This is a genomic window from Rhodanobacter soli, from assembly GCF_039523495.1.
GTDB classification, from domain to species: domain Bacteria; phylum Pseudomonadota; class Gammaproteobacteria; order Xanthomonadales; family Rhodanobacteraceae; genus Rhodanobacter; species Rhodanobacter soli.
The window spans coordinates 2,037,848-2,057,264 of record NZ_BAAAFK010000001.1; the positions used below are offsets into that span (position 1 = coordinate 2,037,848).

A 19,417-nucleotide genomic window follows, 5' to 3' on the forward strand; every position below is an offset into this window, starting at 1 on the left:
CCATGGCGGCCGTGCCGCCCGAAAAACAAAGAAAACCAGCGGGGCATGGTGCGAAAGGGGGGACTCGAACCCCCACGGGGTTAACCGCCAGAACCTAAATCTGGTGCGTCTACCAATTCCGCCACTCTCGCCTTGCCATCCTCGCCAAACGCGCGTAACCACCGGATTCTCAACCCGATTGTCACTCGCCGGAGTCGTCCGGCGAGCGCCTCGACCCCCTGCGGTCACGCCCATCGTCTAAGTCGATGATTCGCTTACACGAAAGCGGGCCATTTTACGGTCGCACGACCTTGCAGCACAAGCGCTGGGGCGATGTCGAACCGCGCCATCGCCGACCTGCTCCGCCGCCGTTCCGCCTACGCAAAACAAAACGCCGATCGCAGGCGATCGGCGTTTTGTCGATTGGTGGGCCGTGAAGGATTCGAACCTTCGACCAATTGATTAAGAGTCAACTGCTCTACCAACTGAGCTAACGGCCCAGGAAACCTGGGTTTGAAACTGGGGTGGATGATGGGATTCGAACCCACGACAACCGGAATCACAATCCGGGACTCTAACCAGCTGAGCTACATCCACCATCGACCTGATACTGGTGCGCCAGACAGGACTCGAACCTGCAACCGTCGGCTTAGAAGGCCGATGCTCTATCCGGTTGAGCTACAGGCGCAGTCACTGCAGGTAGAACGTGTCGCTGGTCGGGGTAGAGGGATTCGAACCCCCGACTTTTGCGTCCCAAACGCAACGCTCTACCAGACTGAGCTATACCCCGCTTTCGAACCACCGGCCATGCCGCCACCGGAGCCTTGAAATGTTACGGGTGCCGCCTCGCTCAGTCAATCCGTATCGAAGCACACCTTGTGTTTCTTGAACCTTTGTTTTCGCCGGGAGTCCTGCAGCGCAGACTTCCTGTTGAAAACAAAACGGGGTGCAAGCACCCCGCCTCGCAGAATAAAAATGGTGCGCCCGGAGAGATTCGAACTCCCGACCACCTAGTTCGTAGCCAGGTACTCTATCCAACTGAGCTACGGGCGCACTAAAAACCTTTTTCCCCATCGCCAGAATGTCTGGGCATTGAGGCGGTGAAGCAAGAAGCGGAATTATTCAGACTCCGCCCGCTTGCGTCAACCCTTTTCGTAAAATTTCTTCACCGAATTTTTCACGCCCGGCAAATAAAGCCTGCGGCGCGGCAGTCCCACAAACACCACGTACGTGCATGGCGACAGGGTCGCCCCACGCACACGCGAAAAGGGCGGCCAGTGACCGCCCTTTTCCATTGCAACGGTATGGCCGTCCAAACCGCGATCAGTTTTCCAGACCGGTCCGGCTCTGCGGCGCGGGGTCGCCGACCTTGCCGACGGTCGAACCCGTATCGCTCTTCGGTGGCGGTGGCGGTGGTGTGGCTCCGGTCGAGGCGTTCTTCGTCCAGTCGGCGGGTGGCCCGGGTACGCGACCGGCCATGATGTCGTCGATCTGATGTGCGTCGATCGTCTCGTACTGCAGCAAGGCCTCGGCCATGGCATGCAGCTTGTCGAGATTCGCAGTCAGCAGCTCTTTGCTGCGCGCATAGGCACGATCGAGGATGCCACGCACGACTTCATCGATCTTGCTGGCGGTCTCGTTGGAGATGCTCTTGTGCTGGGTTACCGAACGACCCAGGAACACCTCATCCTCGTCCTCGCCGTAGGTGATCGGGCCGAGCTCGTCGGACAGGCCCCACTTGGTGGCCATGTTGCGTGCCATCTTGGTGGCCCGCTCGATGTCGTTGGACGCGCCGGTAGTGACCTTGTCGGCACCGAAGATCAATTCCTCCGCCACCCGGCCGCCGTACAGCGAACACAGCTGCGACTGGATCGCCACGCGGTTGATGCTGTACTTGTCGCCTTCCGGCAGGTACATGGTGACGCCCAGCGCGCGCCCGCGCGGGATGATCGTGACCTTGTAGACCGGATCATGCTCCGGCACCAGCCGACCGACGATGGCATGGCCGGCCTCGTGATAGGCGGTGAGCTTCTTCTCGTCCTCGCTCATCGCCATCGAGCGACGCTCGGTACCCATCAGGATCTTGTCGCGTGCCTTGTCCAGATGGCTCATGCGCACTTCGCGCGCGTTCTCGCGCGCGGCGAACAACGCCGCCTCGTTGACCAGGTTGGCCAGGTCGGCGCCGGAGAAGCCGGGCGTGCCGCGCGCGATGGTCATCGCGTTGACGTCGCTGGCGGTCGGCACCTTGCGCATGTGAACCTTGAGGATCTGCTCGCGGCCGCGCACGTCGGGCAGGCCCACCACGACCTGGCGGTCGAAACGGCCCGGGCGCAGCAGCGCCGGATCCAGCACGTCGGGACGGTTGGTCGCGGCGATCACGATGATGCCTTCGGTACCTTCGAAACCGTCCATCTCGACCAGCAACTGGTTCAGCGTCTGCTCGCGTTCGTCATGACCGCCGCCCAGGCCGGCGCCGCGATGGCGGCCGACCGCGTCGATCTCGTCGATGAAGATGATGCACGGCGCATGCTTCTTGGCCTGCTCGAACATGTCGCGCACGCGGCTGGCGCCGACGCCGACGAACATTTCGACGAAGTCGGAACCGGAGATCGCGAAGAACGGCACCTTGGCCTCGCCGGCGATCGCTTTCGCCAGCAGGGTCTTGCCGGTGCCCGGCGGGCCGACCATCAGCACGCCGCGCGGAATCTTGCCGCCCAGCTTCTGGAAACGGCCCGGATCGCGCAGGAACTCGACCAGCTCGCCGACCTCCTCCTTCGCCTCGTCGCAGCCGGCAACGTCGCTGAAGTTGACCTTGATCTGGTCCTCACCCTGCAGCTTGGCGCGCGAACGGCCGAAGCTCATTGCCCCGCGCCCGCCGCCACCGGACTGCATCTGGCGCATGAACCAGATGAACACGCCCACGATCAGCAGCACCGGCAGCCAGCTGATCAGCAAGCCGAGCAGCGAGAAGCCCTCGGATGGATCCTGACGGACTTCGACGCCCTTGTCCTGCATCTGCTTGACCACCTCATTGGTGGAGAAGCCGAGCATCGGGGCAACCGTGCGGAACGCGCTGCCATCCTTCAGCTTGCCGCTGATGGTGGCCGGCTGGTCGGCGCTGATCGTGGCGGTGGCGACGTTGCCGTTGTCGACACTCTGCACGAACGAGCTGTAAGGCAGCTCGGACGAGGTCGCGCCACGCGGATTGAAGCTCTGGAACACGGTGAACAGGACCACCGCGATGATCACCCAGAGCAACACATTTTTTGCTGTTTCATTCATGCACGGTTCTCGCCGGTGACGCCAGTGGCGGGCTTGCGGCCCACCGCCAGCGCATATACCTCACGCGAACGTGCGCGCGAGGCCTTGGGTTTACGCATCGTTACGCGGGTGAAGTCCGCGCGCAAGCTGCGCAAGTAATCGTCAAAGCCGACTCCCTGGAACAACTTGATCAGGAACGAACCGCCCGGCTTGAGCCACTGCCGGCTGAAATCCAGCGCCAACTCGGCCAGATCCATGGCCCGGATCTGGTCGGCCAGTGCCACACCACTCATATTGGGGGCCATATCGGACAGTACAAGATCCACCCTGAGTCCTTCCAGCCGTGACTCCAACTCGCGCAGCACCGATTCCTCGCGGAAGTCGCCTTCCAGGAAGTCCACTCCGGCGATGCTCTGCATCGGCAGGATGTCCAGTGCGAACACCTTGCCGCTGTCGCCCAGCCGGTTGCGCACCAGCTGCGACCAGCTGCCCGGCGCCGCGCCGAGGTCGACCACGTTGATGCCCGGCTTCAGCAGGTGGTCGCGTTCGATCAGTTCCTCCAGTTTGTACACCGCACGCGAACGCAAGCCCTCGGCCTGGGCTTTCTTCACATATTCATCATTGAAGTGTTCGCGCAGCCAGACTGCGCTGCTCTTGCTGCGGGCCATGTCGTCACAGTCGCCGATTGGGGAACGGGATGGCGCATGATACCCTTTGCCGTTCACTGACCGCGAATCGAGCACCAGCGCATGGCCCTTTCCTCCTCGCAGATCCGCTACCTGCGCAGCCTCGCCCATGACCTGAGCCCGGTGGTCCTGCTTGGCAACAAGGGCGCCACCGCAGCCGTGGTCAAGGAACTGGACCAGGCGCTGGGCATCCACGAACTGGTCAAGGTGAAGCTTTCCGGTGGCGACAAGGATGAACGGCAGGCCCAGATCGACGTGCTGACCACGGGCACCGCGGCCGAAAAAATCCACCAGATCGGCCATGTCGTCGTGCTGTTTCGTCGCAACGCCGACGAGCCGAAGATCGCCCTGCCACGCTGATGGACCTGTCGCTCGAACGCCCCGAAGGTTATCTCTATGTGCGCCGCGTCGGCGCGCGTGGGGTCACCCTGATCGATCGCGAGCTCACCAGCAGTTTCCTGCTGGCGCCCGATCGGGCGATCGAGAACTGGCCGGTGAGCGCCGCCGATACGCTGGACGCCAGCCACGTCGAGGCCCTGCTGGCGTTGCAACCCGAACTGGTGCTCCTGGGCACCGGCGAGCGCCAAGTGTTTCCGGCCGCCGCATTCATGGCCGGTTTCCTGCGCAAGGGCATCGGCATCGAAGTGATGGACAACGCCGCCGCCGCACGCACCTACAACCTGCTGGCCGGTGAAGGGCGCCGGGTCATCGCCGGATTCATCCTGCCGCCGGCCTGATCGTCGGCACGGCGCGATCCCGATCAATCAACGCCGCCGTCAACGCGGCGGCAGATAGCCCAGCGGGTCGACCGGATTGCCATCCTTGCGAATCTGGAACTCCAGCTCGTTGCGGGTACTGCCGGTCGAACCCATCTCGGCGATCTGCTGACCACCGCTGACCCGTTGGCCTTCCTTGACCAGGCGCTTGCGGTTGTGACCATAAGCGGACAGGAAGCTGTCGTTGTGCTTGATGATCACCAGTTCGCCGTAGCCGACCAGGCCGTTGCCGCTGTACACGACCACACCATCGGCGGCAGCACGCACCGGGTCGCCGGACTTGCCCGCGATCTCGATGCCGGGAATCGCGTCACCACTCTGGAAACGGCCAGCCAGGCTACCATCGGCCGGCCAGCGCCATTGCACGCCGCTGACCGCACGTGAAGCCCCGGCTGCCACCGGCGCCGGTGGCGGCATGGTCGCCGGCGCCACAGCCGGTACACCCGCTACCGGAACCACGGTCGTCGCCGTGGCAGCGACGACTGGTGCGGCAGACTTTGCCGGCGGTGGCGCGGTCGCCAAGGGCGCAGCCGGCACGCTCGCAGACGCTGCCGCAGACGTCCCGGCTGGCGCTGTCACCGGCTCGAATACCGGTGCGGTCGCCACTGGCGTACCGCCCGCGTGGCTTGGCGTGGCAGCCACCGGTGCGGCCGCGCCCTTCGTCGGCGGTGAAAGGGTCAGTCGCTGTCCCGGCCAGATCGTGTATGGCGCGGCGACTCCGTTCCATTGCGCCAGATCACGGAAGTCCACGCCCTTGCGGAACGCGATCGAGTACAGCGTGTCGCCCTTCATCACCGCATAGCTGCCACCGGGAATCGGTGTGCGGGCCGGTACCGCCGCGCCGGCGGCAGGGTGGTGGTCGTAATAGCCGCCGGCCGCCGGTTCCACCACGACCGAACTGCGCATGGTGCCGCAAGCGGCAAGCAGCACGGTCACAGCCAGAGTTGCGCACCACTGAAGATATCGATCCATGCGCACCAGCATACCGAGGCGGGCAGTCTTTTTCATGCGACGTCGCTCCCCCGGACAGCGCCGCTCAATGCAGCCAGAACCACCACACCAGCAGCAGGGCCAGCGCGACCAGCGCGGCCCAGCCGATCCATTCGACGTACTTGTGCAGGATCCGCTCGGCGCGTTCGCCGAACAGGCGGATCAACAACGCCAGCAACCACACGCGCTTGCCGCGGCCGAGCCCAATGCAGGCCAGGAACGGCAGGATCGGCACGCCGATGATGCCGCAGGCCCAGGTGACGAACTTCATCGGCACCACCGGCTGCAACGCGGCCAGGATCAGCACGCCGTACATGCCCCAGTGATGCTCGACCATCTGCCTGCTCAAGGTCGCCACGCCCTGCTCGATCGGGGCCAGCAGGTGCAGCGTGTCAAGTACCGGCCGCAGCGCATGGAACGCCCAGTGGCCCAGCACGTAGCCCACCAGCGCGCCCAGCAGCGAGAACAGCAGGCTGATGTTCGCGAAGAAGAACGCCTTGTGCCGCTTGCCCAGCATCATCGGCGCCAGCATCACTTCCGGCGGAATCGGGAAGATGAACGACTCCACGAAACTCAGCCCGGACAGGTAATACAGCGCCCTTGGCTCGCGTGCCCAGCTCAGCGCACGCGCATAAAGTGCCCCGAACAGACGCATCAGCCGATCCCGCCCAGCAGCGGCACGAAACTGACCGCGCCCAGTTCCTCCTGGATGAAGTCGCCCTGGCCGTCGCCGCGCATGCGGATCAGCGTCTGCCGGCTGGGCGAGCCGACCGGCGCCACCAGCACGCCGGTGGGGCTGAGCTGGTCGAGGATGCGGGTGGGAATGGTGTCGCCGGCGGCGGTGAGGATGATCGCGTCGAACGGCGCCTCGTCCGGCCAGCCGAGCTTGCCGTCGTCGTAGCGCGAACGCAGGTTGGTAAGACCGAGCTGGCGGAAACGTCGGCGCGCCTGGCGCAGCAGGGCCTCGATCCGCTCCACCGTGAACACCTGCGGCACCAGCGCGGCCAGCACCGCCGCCTGGTAGCCGGAGCCGGTGCCGATCTCCAGCACCTTCTGCGGAATGCCGAACTCGATCAGCGCCTCGGTCATGCGCGCCACCACCCACGGTTGCGAGATGGTCTGGCCGTGGCCGATCGGCAGCGCGTCGTTCTCGTAAGCGCGCGAATGCAGCGCCTGGTCGATGAAGTGGTGGCGTGGCAGGTTGCGGATCACCTCGATCACGCGCAGATCGCGGATACCGCCATCTTTCAGGGTCGCCGCGAGGCGATCGCGTGCGCGCTGCGAGGTCATCCCCTCGCCCTTCAGGTCCGCGGCAGGCAATGGATACATGGTCATGGCTCAGGCCGCCTCGTCGTTGCTGGTCCGGCTCACCGCCATCGCGTCGCTCAACGGCTGCATCCAGCTGCTGACCTTCTCCAGCGCCTGGAACCGGGTCAGGTCGACATGGATCGGCGTGACGGAAACAAAGCCGCGCCGCACGGCATTGAAATCGGTGCCGGGACCGGCATCGTCCACCTCGCCGGCCGGACCGATCCACCAGATCGGCCGCCCGCGCGGATCGGTCTGTGCGATGCACGGCGCGGAGCGGTGACGCCGCCCCAGCCGGGTGACCTCGAAGCCTTCGATCTCCGCCCACGGCCGATCCGGCACGTTGACGTTGAGGATGGTGTCGGCCGGCAGCGGATCGACCAGCAGGCGCTGCATCAGCAGCAGGACCGCTTTCGCCGCCGAGTCGTAATGCTCGCCCTTGTGGTCATGGCTGACCAGCGACACCGCGATCGCCGGCAGTCCCAGGAAACGCCCCTCCATCGCCGCCGACACTGTGCCGGAATAGATCACGTCGTCGCCGAGGTTCGCCGAATTGTTGATGCCGGACACGACCATGTCGGGCTCTTCGTCCAGCAACCCGGCCAGCGCCAGGTGCACGCAATCGGTCGGCGTACCGGCGACGCGGTAGTAGCCGTTGCCCATCGGCAGCACGCGCAACGGCGCATCGAGAGTAAGCGAATTGCTGGCCCCGGAACGATCGCGATCGGGTGCCACCACCGTCACCTGGGCCACTTCGCCGAGGCGCTCGGCAAGCACGCGGATGCCAGGTGCATCCACGCCATCGTCGTTACTGACCAGAACTCGCATGATGCTCCGTCGAAAGCTGACTGCGGGCGCGCCCTTCGTCTCACGACAGCGCACCTTACATTCCCTGAAGTCTACCGGAGCGTGCCGCCGGTTTCACGTCGATTGTGTGCCGTCCGCGCCCATTCGCCGCGGGCGTTCGGCTTTGGTTAGCATGGATGGATGAAGCGCCGCGCACCCGCACCGATCAACGACGACGACAGCCGCCTGTTCCGCGAAGCGATCGGCGACGTGCGTCCGCTCGCCCCGACGCCGCCACCGCCGGCAACCGCGAAACCCGCACCGCACCCGCACATGCTGGAAGCGGACGAAGCCGCGGTACCCGGGGAGTTGCTGGACATGGCGTTCGACCCGGCCGTGCTCGAGGTGGGCGAGGAACTGGGTTACCTGCGCGACGGCTATCCGCCGAAGCTGCTGCGCCAGCTCAAGCGCGGCCAGTTCAGCGTGCAGGACGATCTCGACCTGCACCAGATGAACGCCGCTGCCGCACAGGCCAGCATCATCGCCTTCCTGGCCGAGGCGAAACAGCACGGCCTGCGCTGCGTGCGCATCGTGCACGGCAAGGGCCTGCGCTCGAAAGCCGCCGGACCGGTACTGAAGGGCCTCACCGACCGCATGCTGCGCCGGCGCGACGACGTGATCGCGTTTGCCTCCGCGCGACCGGCCTTGGGCGGCACCGGCGCGGTGATCGTCCTGCTCAAGGGCTGAGTGCAGGCGCGCACCCGGCGCGCGAATGCGCTTATCGATGCGAGATCAAAGGCATCGCGCGCGATAAAGGAGGTCCCTTGTGGGCAGGCCGCGCTCCTATACGATCGAGGCCAGTTCGCGCACCACCACCGTGGCATACGCGCCGGCCGGCAACTCGAACGACAGTTCCAGCGCGTCGTCGCCCTGCCAGTGCCAGCGCAGGTCCTTCGGCAGCAGCCGCAGCGGTCGACGTTCCTGATCCATCCGCGCCGCCGCCAGGCCGGCGGCCAGGTCGTCGTACGCCGCGCCGATCTCGCGCTCCAGCGCGCCCGCTTCGCCCTGGCTCGGCGGCTCGCCCTGTCCCCACAACGGACCGGACGGATGGATGTCGGCACGGGCCAGCCGTTCGGCCAGCAGTTCGGTGAACGGTTCCGGCCCGAACCACGAGCGCGAACCGGCCAGCGACCAGATCTCGCCATCCAGCGGGCTGTCCCAGGCGCCGCGTTCGACCCGTGCCGCCAGTACGCTGTTGAAGATCTGCGAGCGCGCCGCCGACAGCAGGAACGAACGCTTGTCGCGATCCACCCGACGCCCGCCGAACATCGCCCGCGCCTGCGCCACGTTGCCGCCCTCGCGGCCGAAGCGCTGCTCGCCGTAGTAATTCGGCACGCCGCGCGCGGCGATCTGCGTCAGCACCTGTTCGGCCGCCGCGCGGTCGCCGTGCACCTCGCGCAGCACGAGTACGAAACGGTTGCCGCGCAACGCGCCGCGCTTCAGCTTGCGCGAATGCCGCGTCGCCGCCAGCACTTTCACTTCCGCGTGCGGAAACGCCGACCAGTCCGGATCGGGCTTGCCGGCCAGTTGCACCGAGAACGTCTGCCGGGTCACCGCATGGCGATCCTTCATGCCCGCATAGCCCACCGCGACTTGCGGGACACCGGCGAATTTCGCCAGCTCGCGGGCGACCCAGTCGGTATTCGCGCCGCGCTTTTCCACCCACAGCAAGGCGTGCTCGCCGGTACCGTCGGCGTCGTAGCCGAGAATCTCCTCGACCTGGAAATCCTCCGGCGCGCTGCGCAACCGCGCCTGCAGCGGCGGGACGCCGTAGGCCCACGGCAGCGGGGCCTGGGCAAGTTCGGATTCGGACATGGCACTCCACCGGCCGCACCGGCATTCGGGTCAGGCCGGCATCACATCAGAAAGATGGTGGCCAGGCCAAGGAAGATGAAGAAACCGCCGCTGTCGGTCATCGCGGTGATCAGCACGCTGGAGCCCAGCGCCGGGTCGCGGCCGAACTTCGTCATCAGCACCGGGATGCCGACGCCGGCGAACGCGGCCAGCAGCAGGTTCAGCGTCATCGCCGCGGTCATCACCAGACCCAGCGAGAGGCTGTCATACAGTAGCCACGCCACGATGCCGATCACGCCGCCCCAGATCAGCCCGTTCAGCAGCGACACGGTCAATTCCTTGCGCCACAGCCGCTTCGCGCTTTCGGCGGTGATCTGGTTCAACGCCAGCGCGCGCACGATCATGGTGATGGTCTGGTTGCCGGAGTTGCCGCCGATGCCGGCCACGATCGGCATCAGCGCGGCCAGCGCCACCAGCCGCTCGATCGAGCCCTCGAACAGGCCGATCACGCGCGAGGCGATGAATGCGGTGACCAGGTTGATCGCCAGCCACGACCAGCGGTTCTTCAGCGAGGCCCATACCGAGGCGAAGATGTCCTCCTCCTCGCGCAGGCCGCCGCGGCTGAGCGCTTCGCTCTCGCCTTCCTCGCGGATCACGTCGACCATCGCGTCGATGGTGATGCGGCCGATCAGGTGGCCGCGCTCGTCGACCACCGGCGCCGTCACCAGGTCGTAGCGCTCGAATGCCTGCGCCACGTCATAGGCGTCGTCGGTGGGGTGGAAGGTGTTGACGTCCGGCGCCATCACCGCGCTGACCATCTTCTCCGGCGGGTTCACCAGTAGCCAGTGCAGCGGCAGCACACCGGTGAGCAGGTTGTCATGGTTGATCACGAACAGCTTGTCGGTCTGCGCCGGCAGCTCGTCCCAGCGGCGCAGGTAGCGCAGCACCACTTCCAGACTGACGTCCTCGCGGATGGTGACCATCTCGAAGTCCATCAGCGCGCCCACCTGGTCGTCCTCGTAGGACAGCGCCGACTGCACCTGCTCGCGCTGCTGCGTGTCCAGGCTCGCCATCAGCTCCGGCAGCATCGCGGTCGGCAGATCCTCGACCAGGTCGGCCAGCTCGTCCGCGTCCAGCGGCTCGACTGCGGCGAGGATCTCGTGGCGGTCCATGTCCGCGATCAGCGATTCGCGCACCGCGTCGGACACCTCCAGCAGGATGTCGCCGTCGCGATCGGCCTTGACCAGCTGCCAGACCGCCAGGCGGTCGTCCAGCGGCAGCGATTCGAGGATGAAGGCGATGTCGGCCGGGTGCAGCTCGTCCAGCTGCCGGCGCAATTCGGCCTGCGATTCGGCCGGCAGCGGGCTCTCGTCGTCGTGCCGGCGCAGCACCTCGACGATGGCTTCGAGCTGGTCGTGCAGCCGGCTTGCGGCGCTGCGGGCTTCTACTTCGCTCACGCGCGCTCCAGCAGGACGCACGCCTGCGCGGCGATCCCCTCGCCCCGGCCGCAGAAGCCGAGTTTTTCGGTGGTGGTGGCCTTGACACTGATGCGACCGATCTCGCTGTCCAGGTCGGCGGCGAGGTTCTCGCGCATCGCCTGCGCGTGCGGGCCGACCTTCGGCGCCTCGCCGATCACGGTGATGTCGGCATTGCTCAATGTGTAGCCATGTTGCGCCATCAGCATCGCCGCATGGCGCAGGAACTGGCGGCTGTCGGCATCGCGCCAGCGCTCGTCCGACGGCGGAAAGTGCTGGCCGATGTCGCCCAGCGCCAGCGCGCCGAAGATCGCGTCGCACAGCGCATGAATCACCACGTCGCCGTCCGAATGCGCCATCACGCCGCGACGATGCGGCACGCGCACGCCGCCCAGGGTGACGTGGTCGCCCTCGCCGAATGCATGCACGTCGAAACCCTGGCCTATGCGCATCATGCTGTCCTTGAAAGCAGGAACTCGGCCAGCGCAAAGTCCGCCGCCGTGGTTACCTTGATGTTGTCCTCGGCACCTTCGACCAGCAACGGCGCGAAGCCGGCCAGCTCCATCGCCATCGCCTCGTCGCTGACGTTCACGCCGCACCGTGCCGCATCGCGCAGCGCCACCGCCAGTTGACCACGCCGGAACATCTGTGGCGTGAAGGCGCGCCAACGCAGGTCGCGCGGCTCGGTCGACTCGCTGCGGCCTGTCGCATCCGCCCGCTTCAGCGTGTCGCGCAGCGGCGCGCCCAGCAGGCCTCCGTCAGCCGCACTGGCCAGTTCGATCAACTTGCCGATATCGGCCAGCCGCACGCACGGTCGTGCGGCGTCGTGCACCAGCACGAAATCATCCGCGCCCACCGACGCGGGCAAGGCGTCGATCCCGGCCAGCACCGAATCGCTGCGCTCGGCCCCGCCCATCGCAGTCAGCACCGGCTTGCCGTTGAGCGTGTCGATGCCGGACCAGTGCGCATCGGCCGCGGCCAGGGTCACCAGCAGGCCGGCGATCCGCGGATGCGCGGCGAGCCGCTCCAGCGTGTGCGCGATCAGCGGCCGTCCAGCCAGCGGCAGGTATTGTTTCGGGCAGTCGCCGCCAACCCGGGTGCCGCGCCCCGCGGCCGGCACCACGCACCACAACGTCGGCGCGCTCATGGCGATCCGGCAGGCGTGGCGGGTGGTGGCGGCGGCAGCGAGCTGGCGGCGCGGGCCGGAGGCTCGACCACCTGGTAGAACACTTCGCCCGGCTTGATCAGCCCCAGTTCGGTGCGCGCACGCGCCTCGACCGCCTGGTCACCGTGCTTGAGGTCCAGCACGTCGGCACCAACCGCCTGGTTGCGCTGCAACAGCTTCGCGTTCTCGTCGGTCTGCTTCTTCACCGCTACGCGCAAGCCGTCCACTTCGTGCATGCTGCCGCTGCCGGTCCACAGCTTCAGCTGCAGTCCGATCAGCAGCAGGATCAGAATCAGGGCGATCCAGCGCAGCATGGGTGGCCGTTCAGCCCGGCAGGCGGGTCAGGTTCGGGAAGGCGTCGCGACCGGCGTAGCGCGCGGCCGAACCCAACGCCTCCTCGATGCGCAGCAGCTGGTTGTACTTCGCCACGCGGTCGCTGCGGCACAGCGAGCCGGTCTTGATCTGGGTCGCCGTGGTGGCCACCGCGATGTCGGCGATGGTGGTGTCCTCGGTCTCGCCGGAGCGATGCGAGATCACCGCCGAATACTTCGCCGCGTCGGCCATCGCGATCGCTTCCAGCGTCTCGGACAGCGTGCCGATCTGGTTCACCTTGATCAGGATCGAATTGGCGATCTTCTTCTCGATGCCTTCGCGGAAAATCGCGGGGTTGGTGACGAACAGGTCGTCGCCGACCACCTGCACGCGCTCGCCGATCGCGTCGGTCAGCAGCTTCCAGCCGTCCCAGTCGCCTTCGGCCATGCCGTCCTCGATGGTGACGATCGGGTACTGCTTCGCCCAGCCGGCCAGCAGGTCGACGAACTGCGCCGAGCTGTACTGCTTGCCTTCGCCGGCGAGGTCGTACTTGCCGTTCTTGTAGAACTCCGAGCTGGCCGCGTCGAGACCGAGCAGGATCTCGCTGCCGACCTTGTAGCCGGTCTTGCCGATTGCTTCCAGGATGGTGTCGATCGCCTCGACGTTGGAGCGCAGGTTCGGCGCAAAGCCGCCCTCGTCGCCCACCGCGGTGCTGAGGCCGCGGCCATGCAGCACGCTCTTCAAGGCATGGAAGATTTCCGCACCGGCGCGCAGCGCCTCGGCGAAGCTCGGCAGGCCGACCGGCAGGATCATGAACTCCTGCACGTCGACGTTGTTGTCGGCATGCGCGCCGCCGTTGATGATGTTCATCATCGGCACCGGCAGGGCGCCGGGCTTGCCGTTCGACAGGTAGCTCCACAGCGGCTCGCCGCGCGAAACAGCCACGGCATGCGCCGCCGCCATTGACACGCCGAGCAACGCGTTCGCACCGAGCTTGCCCTTGTTCGGCGTGCCGTCCAGTGCGATCAATTTTGCATCCAGGCCTTTCTGGTCGGCCGCATCGAAACCCTTCAGCGCATCGGCGATCGTGCCGTTGACGTTGGCCACCGCGTTCTTCACGCCCTTGCCGCCGTAACGCAACTTGTCGCCGTCGCGCAGCTCGACCGCCTCGCGTGAACCGGTGGACGCGCCGCTGGGCACCGCGGCGCGACCGAAGCCGCCGCCGGCCAGGGTGACTTCGGCTTCCAGCGTGGGGTTGCCGCGCGAGTCGAGGATTTCACGGGCGTGGATGCGGGTGATCTGGGTGCTCATGCGGTGTCCGTCAGTCGAGTGTTGGCGTTCTTGTAGGAGCCCGCTCGCGGGCGATGCTCCTGATTGGGATGGCAAGAAAAGCATCGCCCGCGAGCGGGCTCCTACAACGGCAGGTCCTGTTCGAGGAAACCGTGCCGCTTGGTCACGGCATCCAGCTCCAGCAGGGTTTCCAGCAGCGCCTCCATCTTGCCCAGCGGCCACGCGTTCGGGCCATCGCTGAGCGCCTTGCTGGGATCGGGATGCGTCTCGGCGAACAGGCCGGCCACGCCGACCGCCACCGCCGCACGCGCCAGCACCGGCACGAACTCGCGCTGGCCGCCGGAGCTGGCACCCTGCCCGCCCGGCAACTGTACCGAATGGGTGGCATCGAACACGACCGGGCAACCGGTTTCGCGCATCACGCTGAGCGAGCGCATGTCCGACACCAGGTTGTTGTAGCCGAAGCTGGCGCCGCGCTCGCACACCATGATGTCGTCGTTGCCGACGGCCTTGGCCTTGGCCACCACGTGCTTCATGTCCCACGGCGCCAGGAACTGGCCCTTCTTGATGTTCACCGGCTTGCCGGCGCGCGCCACCTTCTGAATGAAGTCGGTCTGCCGGCACAGGAAGGCCGGCGTCTGCAGCACGTCGACCACCGATGCCACCTCATCCATCGGCGTGTACTCGTGCACGTCGGTGAGCACCGGCACACCGATCTGCCGCTTCACTTCGCCGAGGATGCGCAGGCCTTCTTCCAGCCCCGGCCCGCGGAAGCTCTCGCCGGAGGAACGGTTCGCCTTGTCGAAGCTGGACTTGAAGATGAAGTGGATGCCGAGCCGGCCGGTGATTTCCTTCAACGTGCCGGCGGTGTCCAACTGCAGTTGCTCGGACTCCACCACACACGGGCCGGCGATCAGGAACAGCGGGCGGTCCAGTCCGATCTCGAAGCCGCAGAGTTTCATGCCACGTGCTCCCTGGCCAGCTTCTCGCTGTCGCGCACGGCCTTGAACTCGCGCGCGGCGTGCACGAAACCGATGAACAACGGGTGGCCGTCGCGCGGGGTCGAGGTGAACTCCGGGTGCGCCTGGCAGCCAAGGAACCATGGATGCTGTTGCCGCGGCAATTCGACGATCTCGACCAGCAGGTCGTCCATCGACTTGCCGGAGATCACCAGGCCCAAGTCCTCGAACGGCTGGCGGTAGCGGTTGTTGAACTCGTAGCGGTGGCGATGGCGCTCGCGCACCACATCCTGGCCGTACAGTTCGCGCGCCAGCGTGCCGGCCTTGAGGCGGCACTCCTGCGCGCCCAGGCGCATGGTGCCGCCGAGGTCGGAACGGTCGCTGCGCTGCTCGACTTCGCCGCTGGCCGTGGTCCACTCGGTGATCAGGCCGATCACCGGGTTCGGCGTGTTGCGGTCGTTCTCGCTGGAGTCCGCATCTTCCAGACCGGCAACGTGGCGAGCAAAATCGATCACCGCCGCGTGCATGCCGTAGCAGATGCCGAAATACGGCACGCCATGCTCGCGCGCATATTTCGCGGCGAGGATCTTGCCCTCGAAACCGCGCTTGCCAAAGCCGCCGGGCACCAGGATTGCGTCGGCCTTGCCGAGCACCTTGGCCGCGCCTTCGGCCTCGACCTGCTCGGAATCGACCCAGTCCAGGTTCACCCGCGTCAGCTGCTTGATGCCGCCATGACGCAACGCCTCGCCCAGCGACTTGTAGGCATCCTTGTGCTCGACGTACTTGCCGACGATGGCGACGGTGACCTCGTCCTTCGGATGCTCCACCGCGTCGACCGTGCGCTGCCAGGCGGACAGATCCGCGGGCTTGGCATCGAGGCCGAGCTTCTTCACCACGATGTCGTCCAGGCCCTGCTGGTGCAGCCACAGCGGCTGCTTGTAGATGACGTCCACGTCGACGGCACTGATCACCGCGTTTTCGGGCACGTTGGTGAACAGCGCGATCTTGCGCCGCTCGCCCTCGGGCAGTGCCTGCTCGCAGCGGCACAGCAGGATGTCCGGCTGGATACCGATCGAGCGCAGTTCCTTCACCGAATGCTGGGTCGGTTTGGTCTTCAGTTCGCCTGCAGCCTTGATGAACGGCACCAGGGTGAGGTGCATGAACACCACCTTCTCCGGACCATGCTCGATGCGCAGCTGGCGGATCGCCTCCAGGAACGGCAGCGACTCGATGTCGCCCACGGTGCCGCCGATCTCCACCAGCGCCACGTCGAAGCCGCGGGTGGCCTCGTGGATGCAGTGCTTGATCTCGTCGGTGATGTGCGGGATCACCTGCACGGTGGCGCCGAGATAATCGCCACGGCGCTCCTTGCGGATCACGCTCTCGTAGATCTTGCCGGTGGTGATCGAATTCTTGCCGGTCAGGCGGGTGCGGACGAAGCGCTCGTAGTGGCCGAGGTCGAGGTCGGTCTCGGCACCGTCGTCGGTCACGTAGACCTCGCCGTGCTGGAATGGACTCATCGTGCCCGGATCCACATTGATATAGGGATCGAGCTTCATCATGGTGACCGAAAGGCCGCGCGCTTCGAGAATGGAAGCGAGTGACGCCGCAGCAATGCCCTTGCCAAGCGAGGACACCACACCGCCGGTGACGAAAATCAGGGGGGTCATGGAAAGCAGCCGTGCTGGAAATTAGGCATTTTAGCTGCAGAAGCGTTCCACTGCGAGATGGCAATGCAGAATTCGTCGCGATTGGTTCATTTCCAGCTCCTCCGCCGCGGATGAAACGGCCGTGGGGCGCCTGCTAGCATGACCGGATGAACAATCCCGTCCCCGCCCGTCTCGCCGCCTTGCGCGCGGCCATGCAGCAGCACGGCATCGCCGCCGTGCTGGTTCCCAGTGCCGATCCGCACCTGTCCGAATACCTGCCCGCCCATTGGGCTGCGCGCGAATGGCTGTCCGGCTTCACCGGTTCGGCCGGCACCCTGATCGTCAGCCGCGACCAAGCCGGGTTGTGGACCGATTCGCGCTATTTTTCGCAGGCCGAGCAGCAACTGGCCGGCAGCGGCATCAGTCTGATGAAGCTGCGCGTGCCGCACACACCCGAGCATCTCGAGTGGCTGCAGCGGCAACTGCATGACGGCGACGTGTTGGCCGTGGCCGGCGACAGCGTGGCGGTGACCACCCAGCGCCAGATCGAGCGCCAGCTTGCCGCCAGCGGCGCCACGGTGCGCACCGACCTGGACCTCCCAGGTGCGATCTGGGCAGACCGCCCAGCCCTGCCGCAGGCGCCGGTGGTCGAGCACGACCTGGCTTGGGCGTGCATTCCGCGCGCCGACAAGCTGGTCCGCCTGCGCAAGGCGATGCACAGGCTCGGCGCCACCCACCACTTGCTGTCCAGCCTCGACGACATCGCCTGGCTGACCAATCTGCGCGGCAGCGACGTGGAGTGCAACCCGGTGTTCCTGGCCCACCTGCTGGTGCAGGCGGAGCAGCACGCCACCTTGTTCGTCGGTCGCGCCAAGCTCGGCGATGCGCTGGTCGCGACGCTGGCCGCCGACGGCATCGCCATTGCCGACTACGCCTCGATCACCTCGACCCTGCAGGAGCTGGGCGCGAACGATCGCCTGCTGCTGGACAGCGGCCGGGTGGTCAGTGCCATTGCCGCGGCGATCGCGCCCGCCGTCACCCGGGTCGAAGCCGCCAATCCGAGCACCGCCTTCAAGGCAGTCAAGGGCGCCGCCGAACTCGACCATATCCGCGACGTGATGCGTCGCGACGGCGCCGCCCTGGTGCGCGGTTTCCGCCGACTGGAACAGCGCCTCGCCGCCGGCATGACGGTGACTGAGCTCGACGTCGACACCTTGCTGCACGAGGAACGTTCGGCCCAGCCCGGCTGGGTCGGCGAAAGCTTTGCCACCATCGCCGGTTACCAGGCGAACGGCGCGCTGCCGCATTACCGCGCCACGCCGGAATCGCACAGCACGCTGCAGCCCAAGGGCTTGCTGCTGATCGATTCGGGCGGCCAGTACCTGGGCGGCACCACCGACATCACCCGCGTGCTGGCGCTGGGCGAGACCACGGCGGAACAACGCCGCGACGCCACCTTGGTGCTGAAAGGCATGATCGGGCTGTCGCGCGCACGCTTCCCGAAGGGTGCCAGCGGCCCGCAACTGGATGCGCTGGCGCGCGCGCCACTGTGGGCTTCGGGCATGGATTACGGCCATGGCACCGGCCACGGCGTGGGCTACTTCCTCAACGTGCACGAGGGCCCGCAGTCGATCCGTCCGCCGGTCGCCGGCGGCGCGCTGGTGGCGCTGGAACCGGGCATGATCAGCTCGATCGAACCGGGCCTGTACAAGCCCGGCCGGCACGGCATCCGGCATGAGAACCTGGCGGTGGTGGTCGAGGCCGACCGCACCGAGTTCGGCGAATTCCTCGCCTTCGAGACGCTGACGATGTGTCCGTTCGACCGACGTGCGCTGGAGCCGGGCCTGCTCAACCCGGAAGAACGCGCCTGGCTGGACGACTACCACGCCAGCGTGCGTGCCGCGCTCAGCCCGCTGCTGGACGATGCCGACCTGGACTGGCTGCACCGCCACTGCGCACCGCTGTAGACGGCAAGTTCACTGGAAGTGCGTCGCGTCCACGTCGACCGCGGCGGCCTGCATGAAGTACTCGTGCAGGTATTTCTCGCCTTCGTCGCAGAACACCGTGACCACGGTCTTCAGCTCCGGGAAATTCTGCCGGATGCGTTTGGCGGCCAGCAAATGCGCGCCGGAACTCGGCCCGCAGAACAACCCGTACGTACGCGCCAGCCGTTTCATTTCGGTCACGGCATCGGTGCTGGACACGCTCAGCACCTCGTTCACCAGTCCCGCGTGACGCTGGAAGATGCCCGGCACGAAGCCGTCGGAAATGCCCTCGATGGTGTGCGCCGCAATCTCGCCGCACAGGATCGTGCACGACTCGGACGGCTCCATCGCGAACAGCCGCACGTCCGGATTGACCGCACGGAACGCCTGGCCCACGCCGATCAGCGTGCCGCCGGTGCCCACACCCAACACCAGCGCATCGGGCGTACGGCCCGGCGGCAGCTGGGCGAGGATTTCCGGGCCGAGGATCAGCCGGTTCTCCTCCACGTTCCATTCCGACTCGAACTGGCTGGGGCAGAAGTAGCCCGCCTGCTGGCCGAGCCGCTGCGCGCGCACCAGCGCCTCGTTGACATGGAAGTTGCCGCAGAACAGCACGTCCGCGCCGTAGGCCCGCGAGATCGCCACGCGCTCGCTGGACATGCCCTCGGGCATCACTACCAGCATGTGGTAGCCCTTCACCGCCGCCACCATCGACAGCGCGTTGCCGGTGTTGCCGCTGGTCGCCTCCACGATGGTGTCGCCGGGCTTGAGCAAACCTTCCTGTTCCGCCCGCTCGATCATGTACTTGGCGATGCGCGCCTTGATCGAGCCGGAGGGATTGAGGAACTCGATCTTGGCGTAGACGCCCTCGATCTCCAGCAGCGGCGTGTCGCCCACCGCGTCGAGGATGCTGTTCGACACCGTGGCAAAGCGCGTGGCCAT

The 19,417-nt window shown here is 66.4% G+C and carries 19 protein-coding genes and 6 tRNA genes; 4 read left to right on the plus strand and 21 right to left on the minus strand.

Annotated features, from left to right (window positions below):
• Positions 1-46 precede the first annotated feature (46 nt).
• From ABD024_RS09230 to rlmE, 8 genes are all read right to left on the minus strand, one after another.
• Positions 47-131 (minus strand) — tRNA-Leu (locus tag ABD024_RS09230).
• Between the two features lie 272 nt (positions 132-403).
• Positions 404-479: transfer RNA gene (locus tag ABD024_RS09235), tRNA-Lys, on the minus strand.
• A 20-nt stretch (positions 480-499) separates the two neighbouring features.
• A tRNA-His gene (locus tag ABD024_RS09240) sits at positions 500-576 on the minus strand.
• A gap of 14 nt (positions 577-590) precedes the next feature.
• Positions 591-667, minus strand: a tRNA-Arg gene (locus ABD024_RS09245).
• Between the two features lie 25 nt (positions 668-692).
• Positions 693-769 (minus strand) — tRNA-Pro (locus ABD024_RS09250).
• A 186-nt stretch (positions 770-955) separates the two neighbouring features.
• Positions 956-1,032 (minus strand) — tRNA-Arg (locus tag ABD024_RS09255).
• Positions 1,033-1,302: 270 nt separating this feature from the next.
• Complete coding sequence (gene ftsH, locus ABD024_RS09260) at positions 1,303-3,261, minus strand: ATP-dependent zinc metalloprotease FtsH (RefSeq protein WP_343851857.1); 1,959 nt, start codon at positions 3,259-3,261, stop codon at positions 1,303-1,305.
• A complete protein-coding gene (gene rlmE, locus ABD024_RS09265) occupies positions 3,258-3,908 on the minus strand; it encodes a 23S rRNA (uridine(2552)-2'-O)-methyltransferase RlmE (RefSeq protein WP_343851859.1) in 651 nt (216 codons plus the stop codon). Before rlmE ends, ftsH begins: the two co-directional genes overlap by 4 nt.
• 81 nt (positions 3,909-3,989) lie before the next feature.
• On the opposite strand from rlmE, the gene yhbY reads away from it, so the two are divergent.
• Positions 3,990-4,286, plus strand: coding sequence for a ribosome assembly RNA-binding protein YhbY (gene yhbY / locus ABD024_RS09270; RefSeq protein WP_343851861.1), 297 nt, complete (start codon positions 3,990-3,992; stop codon positions 4,284-4,286).
• Positions 4,286-4,663 (plus strand): Mth938-like domain-containing protein, encoded by a 378-nt coding sequence (locus tag ABD024_RS09275; RefSeq protein WP_343851863.1) that lies wholly within the window; start codon positions 4,286-4,288, stop codon positions 4,661-4,663. The genes yhbY and ABD024_RS09275 overlap by 1 nt, the downstream gene beginning before the upstream one ends.
• A gap of 39 nt (positions 4,664-4,702) precedes the next feature.
• Here the strand turns inward: ABD024_RS09275 and ABD024_RS09280 are convergent, their stop codons facing one another.
• From ABD024_RS09280 to surE, 4 genes are read right to left on the minus strand one after another with little or no spacing between them, the layout of a single operon-like run.
• Positions 4,703-5,686, minus strand: a complete 984-nt coding sequence (locus tag ABD024_RS09280) for a peptidoglycan DD-metalloendopeptidase family protein (protein WP_343854584.1) — start codon at positions 5,684-5,686, stop codon at positions 4,703-4,705.
• Between the two features lie 52 nt (positions 5,687-5,738).
• On the minus strand, positions 5,739-6,347 hold the full coding sequence (locus ABD024_RS09285; protein WP_343851865.1) for a YqaA family protein: 609 nt from the start codon (positions 6,345-6,347) through the stop codon (positions 5,739-5,741).
• Positions 6,347-7,027, minus strand: a complete 681-nt coding sequence (locus ABD024_RS09290) for a protein-L-isoaspartate(D-aspartate) O-methyltransferase (RefSeq protein WP_343851867.1) — start codon at positions 7,025-7,027, stop codon at positions 6,347-6,349. Before ABD024_RS09290 ends, ABD024_RS09285 begins: the two co-directional genes overlap by 1 nt.
• Positions 7,028-7,030: 3 nt before the next feature.
• Positions 7,031-7,828: a 5'/3'-nucleotidase SurE gene (gene surE / locus ABD024_RS09295; protein WP_343851868.1), complete on the minus strand. Its 798-nt coding sequence runs from the start codon at positions 7,826-7,828 to the stop codon at positions 7,031-7,033.
• 159 nt (positions 7,829-7,987) lie between these two features.
• On the opposite strand from surE, the gene ABD024_RS09300 reads away from it, so the two are divergent.
• The gene (locus tag ABD024_RS09300) at positions 7,988-8,533 is read left to right on the plus strand and encodes a Smr/MutS family protein (protein WP_343851870.1); all 546 of its coding nucleotides are present in this window, start codon (positions 7,988-7,990) and stop codon (positions 8,531-8,533) included.
• A 96-nt stretch (positions 8,534-8,629) separates the two neighbouring features.
• Here the strand turns inward: ABD024_RS09300 and truD are convergent, their stop codons facing one another.
• The 8 genes from truD to pyrG all read right to left on the minus strand — a co-directional run bounded on the left by truD (position 8,630) and on the right by pyrG (position 16,511).
• A complete protein-coding gene (gene truD / locus ABD024_RS09305) occupies positions 8,630-9,661 on the minus strand; it encodes a tRNA pseudouridine(13) synthase TruD (protein ID WP_343851872.1) in 1,032 nt (343 codons plus the stop codon).
• Between the two features lie 41 nt (positions 9,662-9,702).
• Positions 9,703-11,097: a magnesium transporter gene (gene mgtE / locus ABD024_RS09310; RefSeq protein ID WP_343851874.1), complete on the minus strand. Its 1,395-nt coding sequence runs from the start codon at positions 11,095-11,097 to the stop codon at positions 9,703-9,705.
• Positions 11,094-11,567 (minus strand): 2-C-methyl-D-erythritol 2,4-cyclodiphosphate synthase, encoded by a 474-nt coding sequence (gene ispF / locus ABD024_RS09315; protein WP_343851876.1) that lies wholly within the window; start codon positions 11,565-11,567, stop codon positions 11,094-11,096. The genes mgtE and ispF overlap by 4 nt, the downstream gene beginning before the upstream one ends.
• Positions 11,567-12,262, minus strand: a complete 696-nt coding sequence (gene ispD, locus ABD024_RS09320; protein ID WP_343851878.1) for a 2-C-methyl-D-erythritol 4-phosphate cytidylyltransferase — start codon at positions 12,260-12,262, stop codon at positions 11,567-11,569. The genes ispF and ispD overlap by 1 nt, the downstream gene beginning before the upstream one ends.
• Positions 12,259-12,594 carry a cell division protein FtsB gene (ftsB, locus tag ABD024_RS09325; RefSeq protein WP_343851881.1) on the minus strand — a complete coding sequence of 112 codons (336 nt, stop codon included), beginning with the start codon at positions 12,592-12,594 and terminating at the stop codon, positions 12,259-12,261. The genes ispD and ftsB overlap by 4 nt, the downstream gene beginning before the upstream one ends.
• 10 nt (positions 12,595-12,604) lie before the next feature.
• Complete coding sequence (eno, locus tag ABD024_RS09330; protein WP_343851883.1) at positions 12,605-13,903, minus strand: phosphopyruvate hydratase; 1,299 nt, start codon at positions 13,901-13,903, stop codon at positions 12,605-12,607.
• 101 nt (positions 13,904-14,004) lie between these two features.
• Positions 14,005-14,844 carry a 3-deoxy-8-phosphooctulonate synthase gene (gene kdsA / locus ABD024_RS09335; protein WP_343851885.1) on the minus strand — a complete coding sequence of 280 codons (840 nt, stop codon included), beginning with the start codon at positions 14,842-14,844 and terminating at the stop codon, positions 14,005-14,007.
• On the minus strand, positions 14,841-16,511 hold the full coding sequence (gene pyrG, locus ABD024_RS09340) for a CTP synthase (protein ID WP_343851887.1): 1,671 nt from the start codon (positions 16,509-16,511) through the stop codon (positions 14,841-14,843). The genes kdsA and pyrG overlap by 4 nt, the downstream gene beginning before the upstream one ends.
• Positions 16,512-16,657: 146 nt before the next feature.
• Between pyrG and ABD024_RS09345 the strand changes: the two genes are divergently transcribed.
• Positions 16,658-18,457 carry a M24 family metallopeptidase gene (locus ABD024_RS09345; protein WP_343851889.1) on the plus strand — a complete coding sequence of 600 codons (1,800 nt, stop codon included), beginning with the start codon at positions 16,658-16,660 and terminating at the stop codon, positions 18,455-18,457.
• 9 nt (positions 18,458-18,466) lie between these two features.
• On the opposite strand, the gene ABD024_RS09350 is transcribed toward ABD024_RS09345, so the two are convergent.
• On the minus strand, positions 18,467-19,417 hold the full coding sequence (locus tag ABD024_RS09350) for a PLP-dependent cysteine synthase family protein (RefSeq protein ID WP_343851892.1): 951 nt from the start codon (positions 19,415-19,417) through the stop codon (positions 18,467-18,469).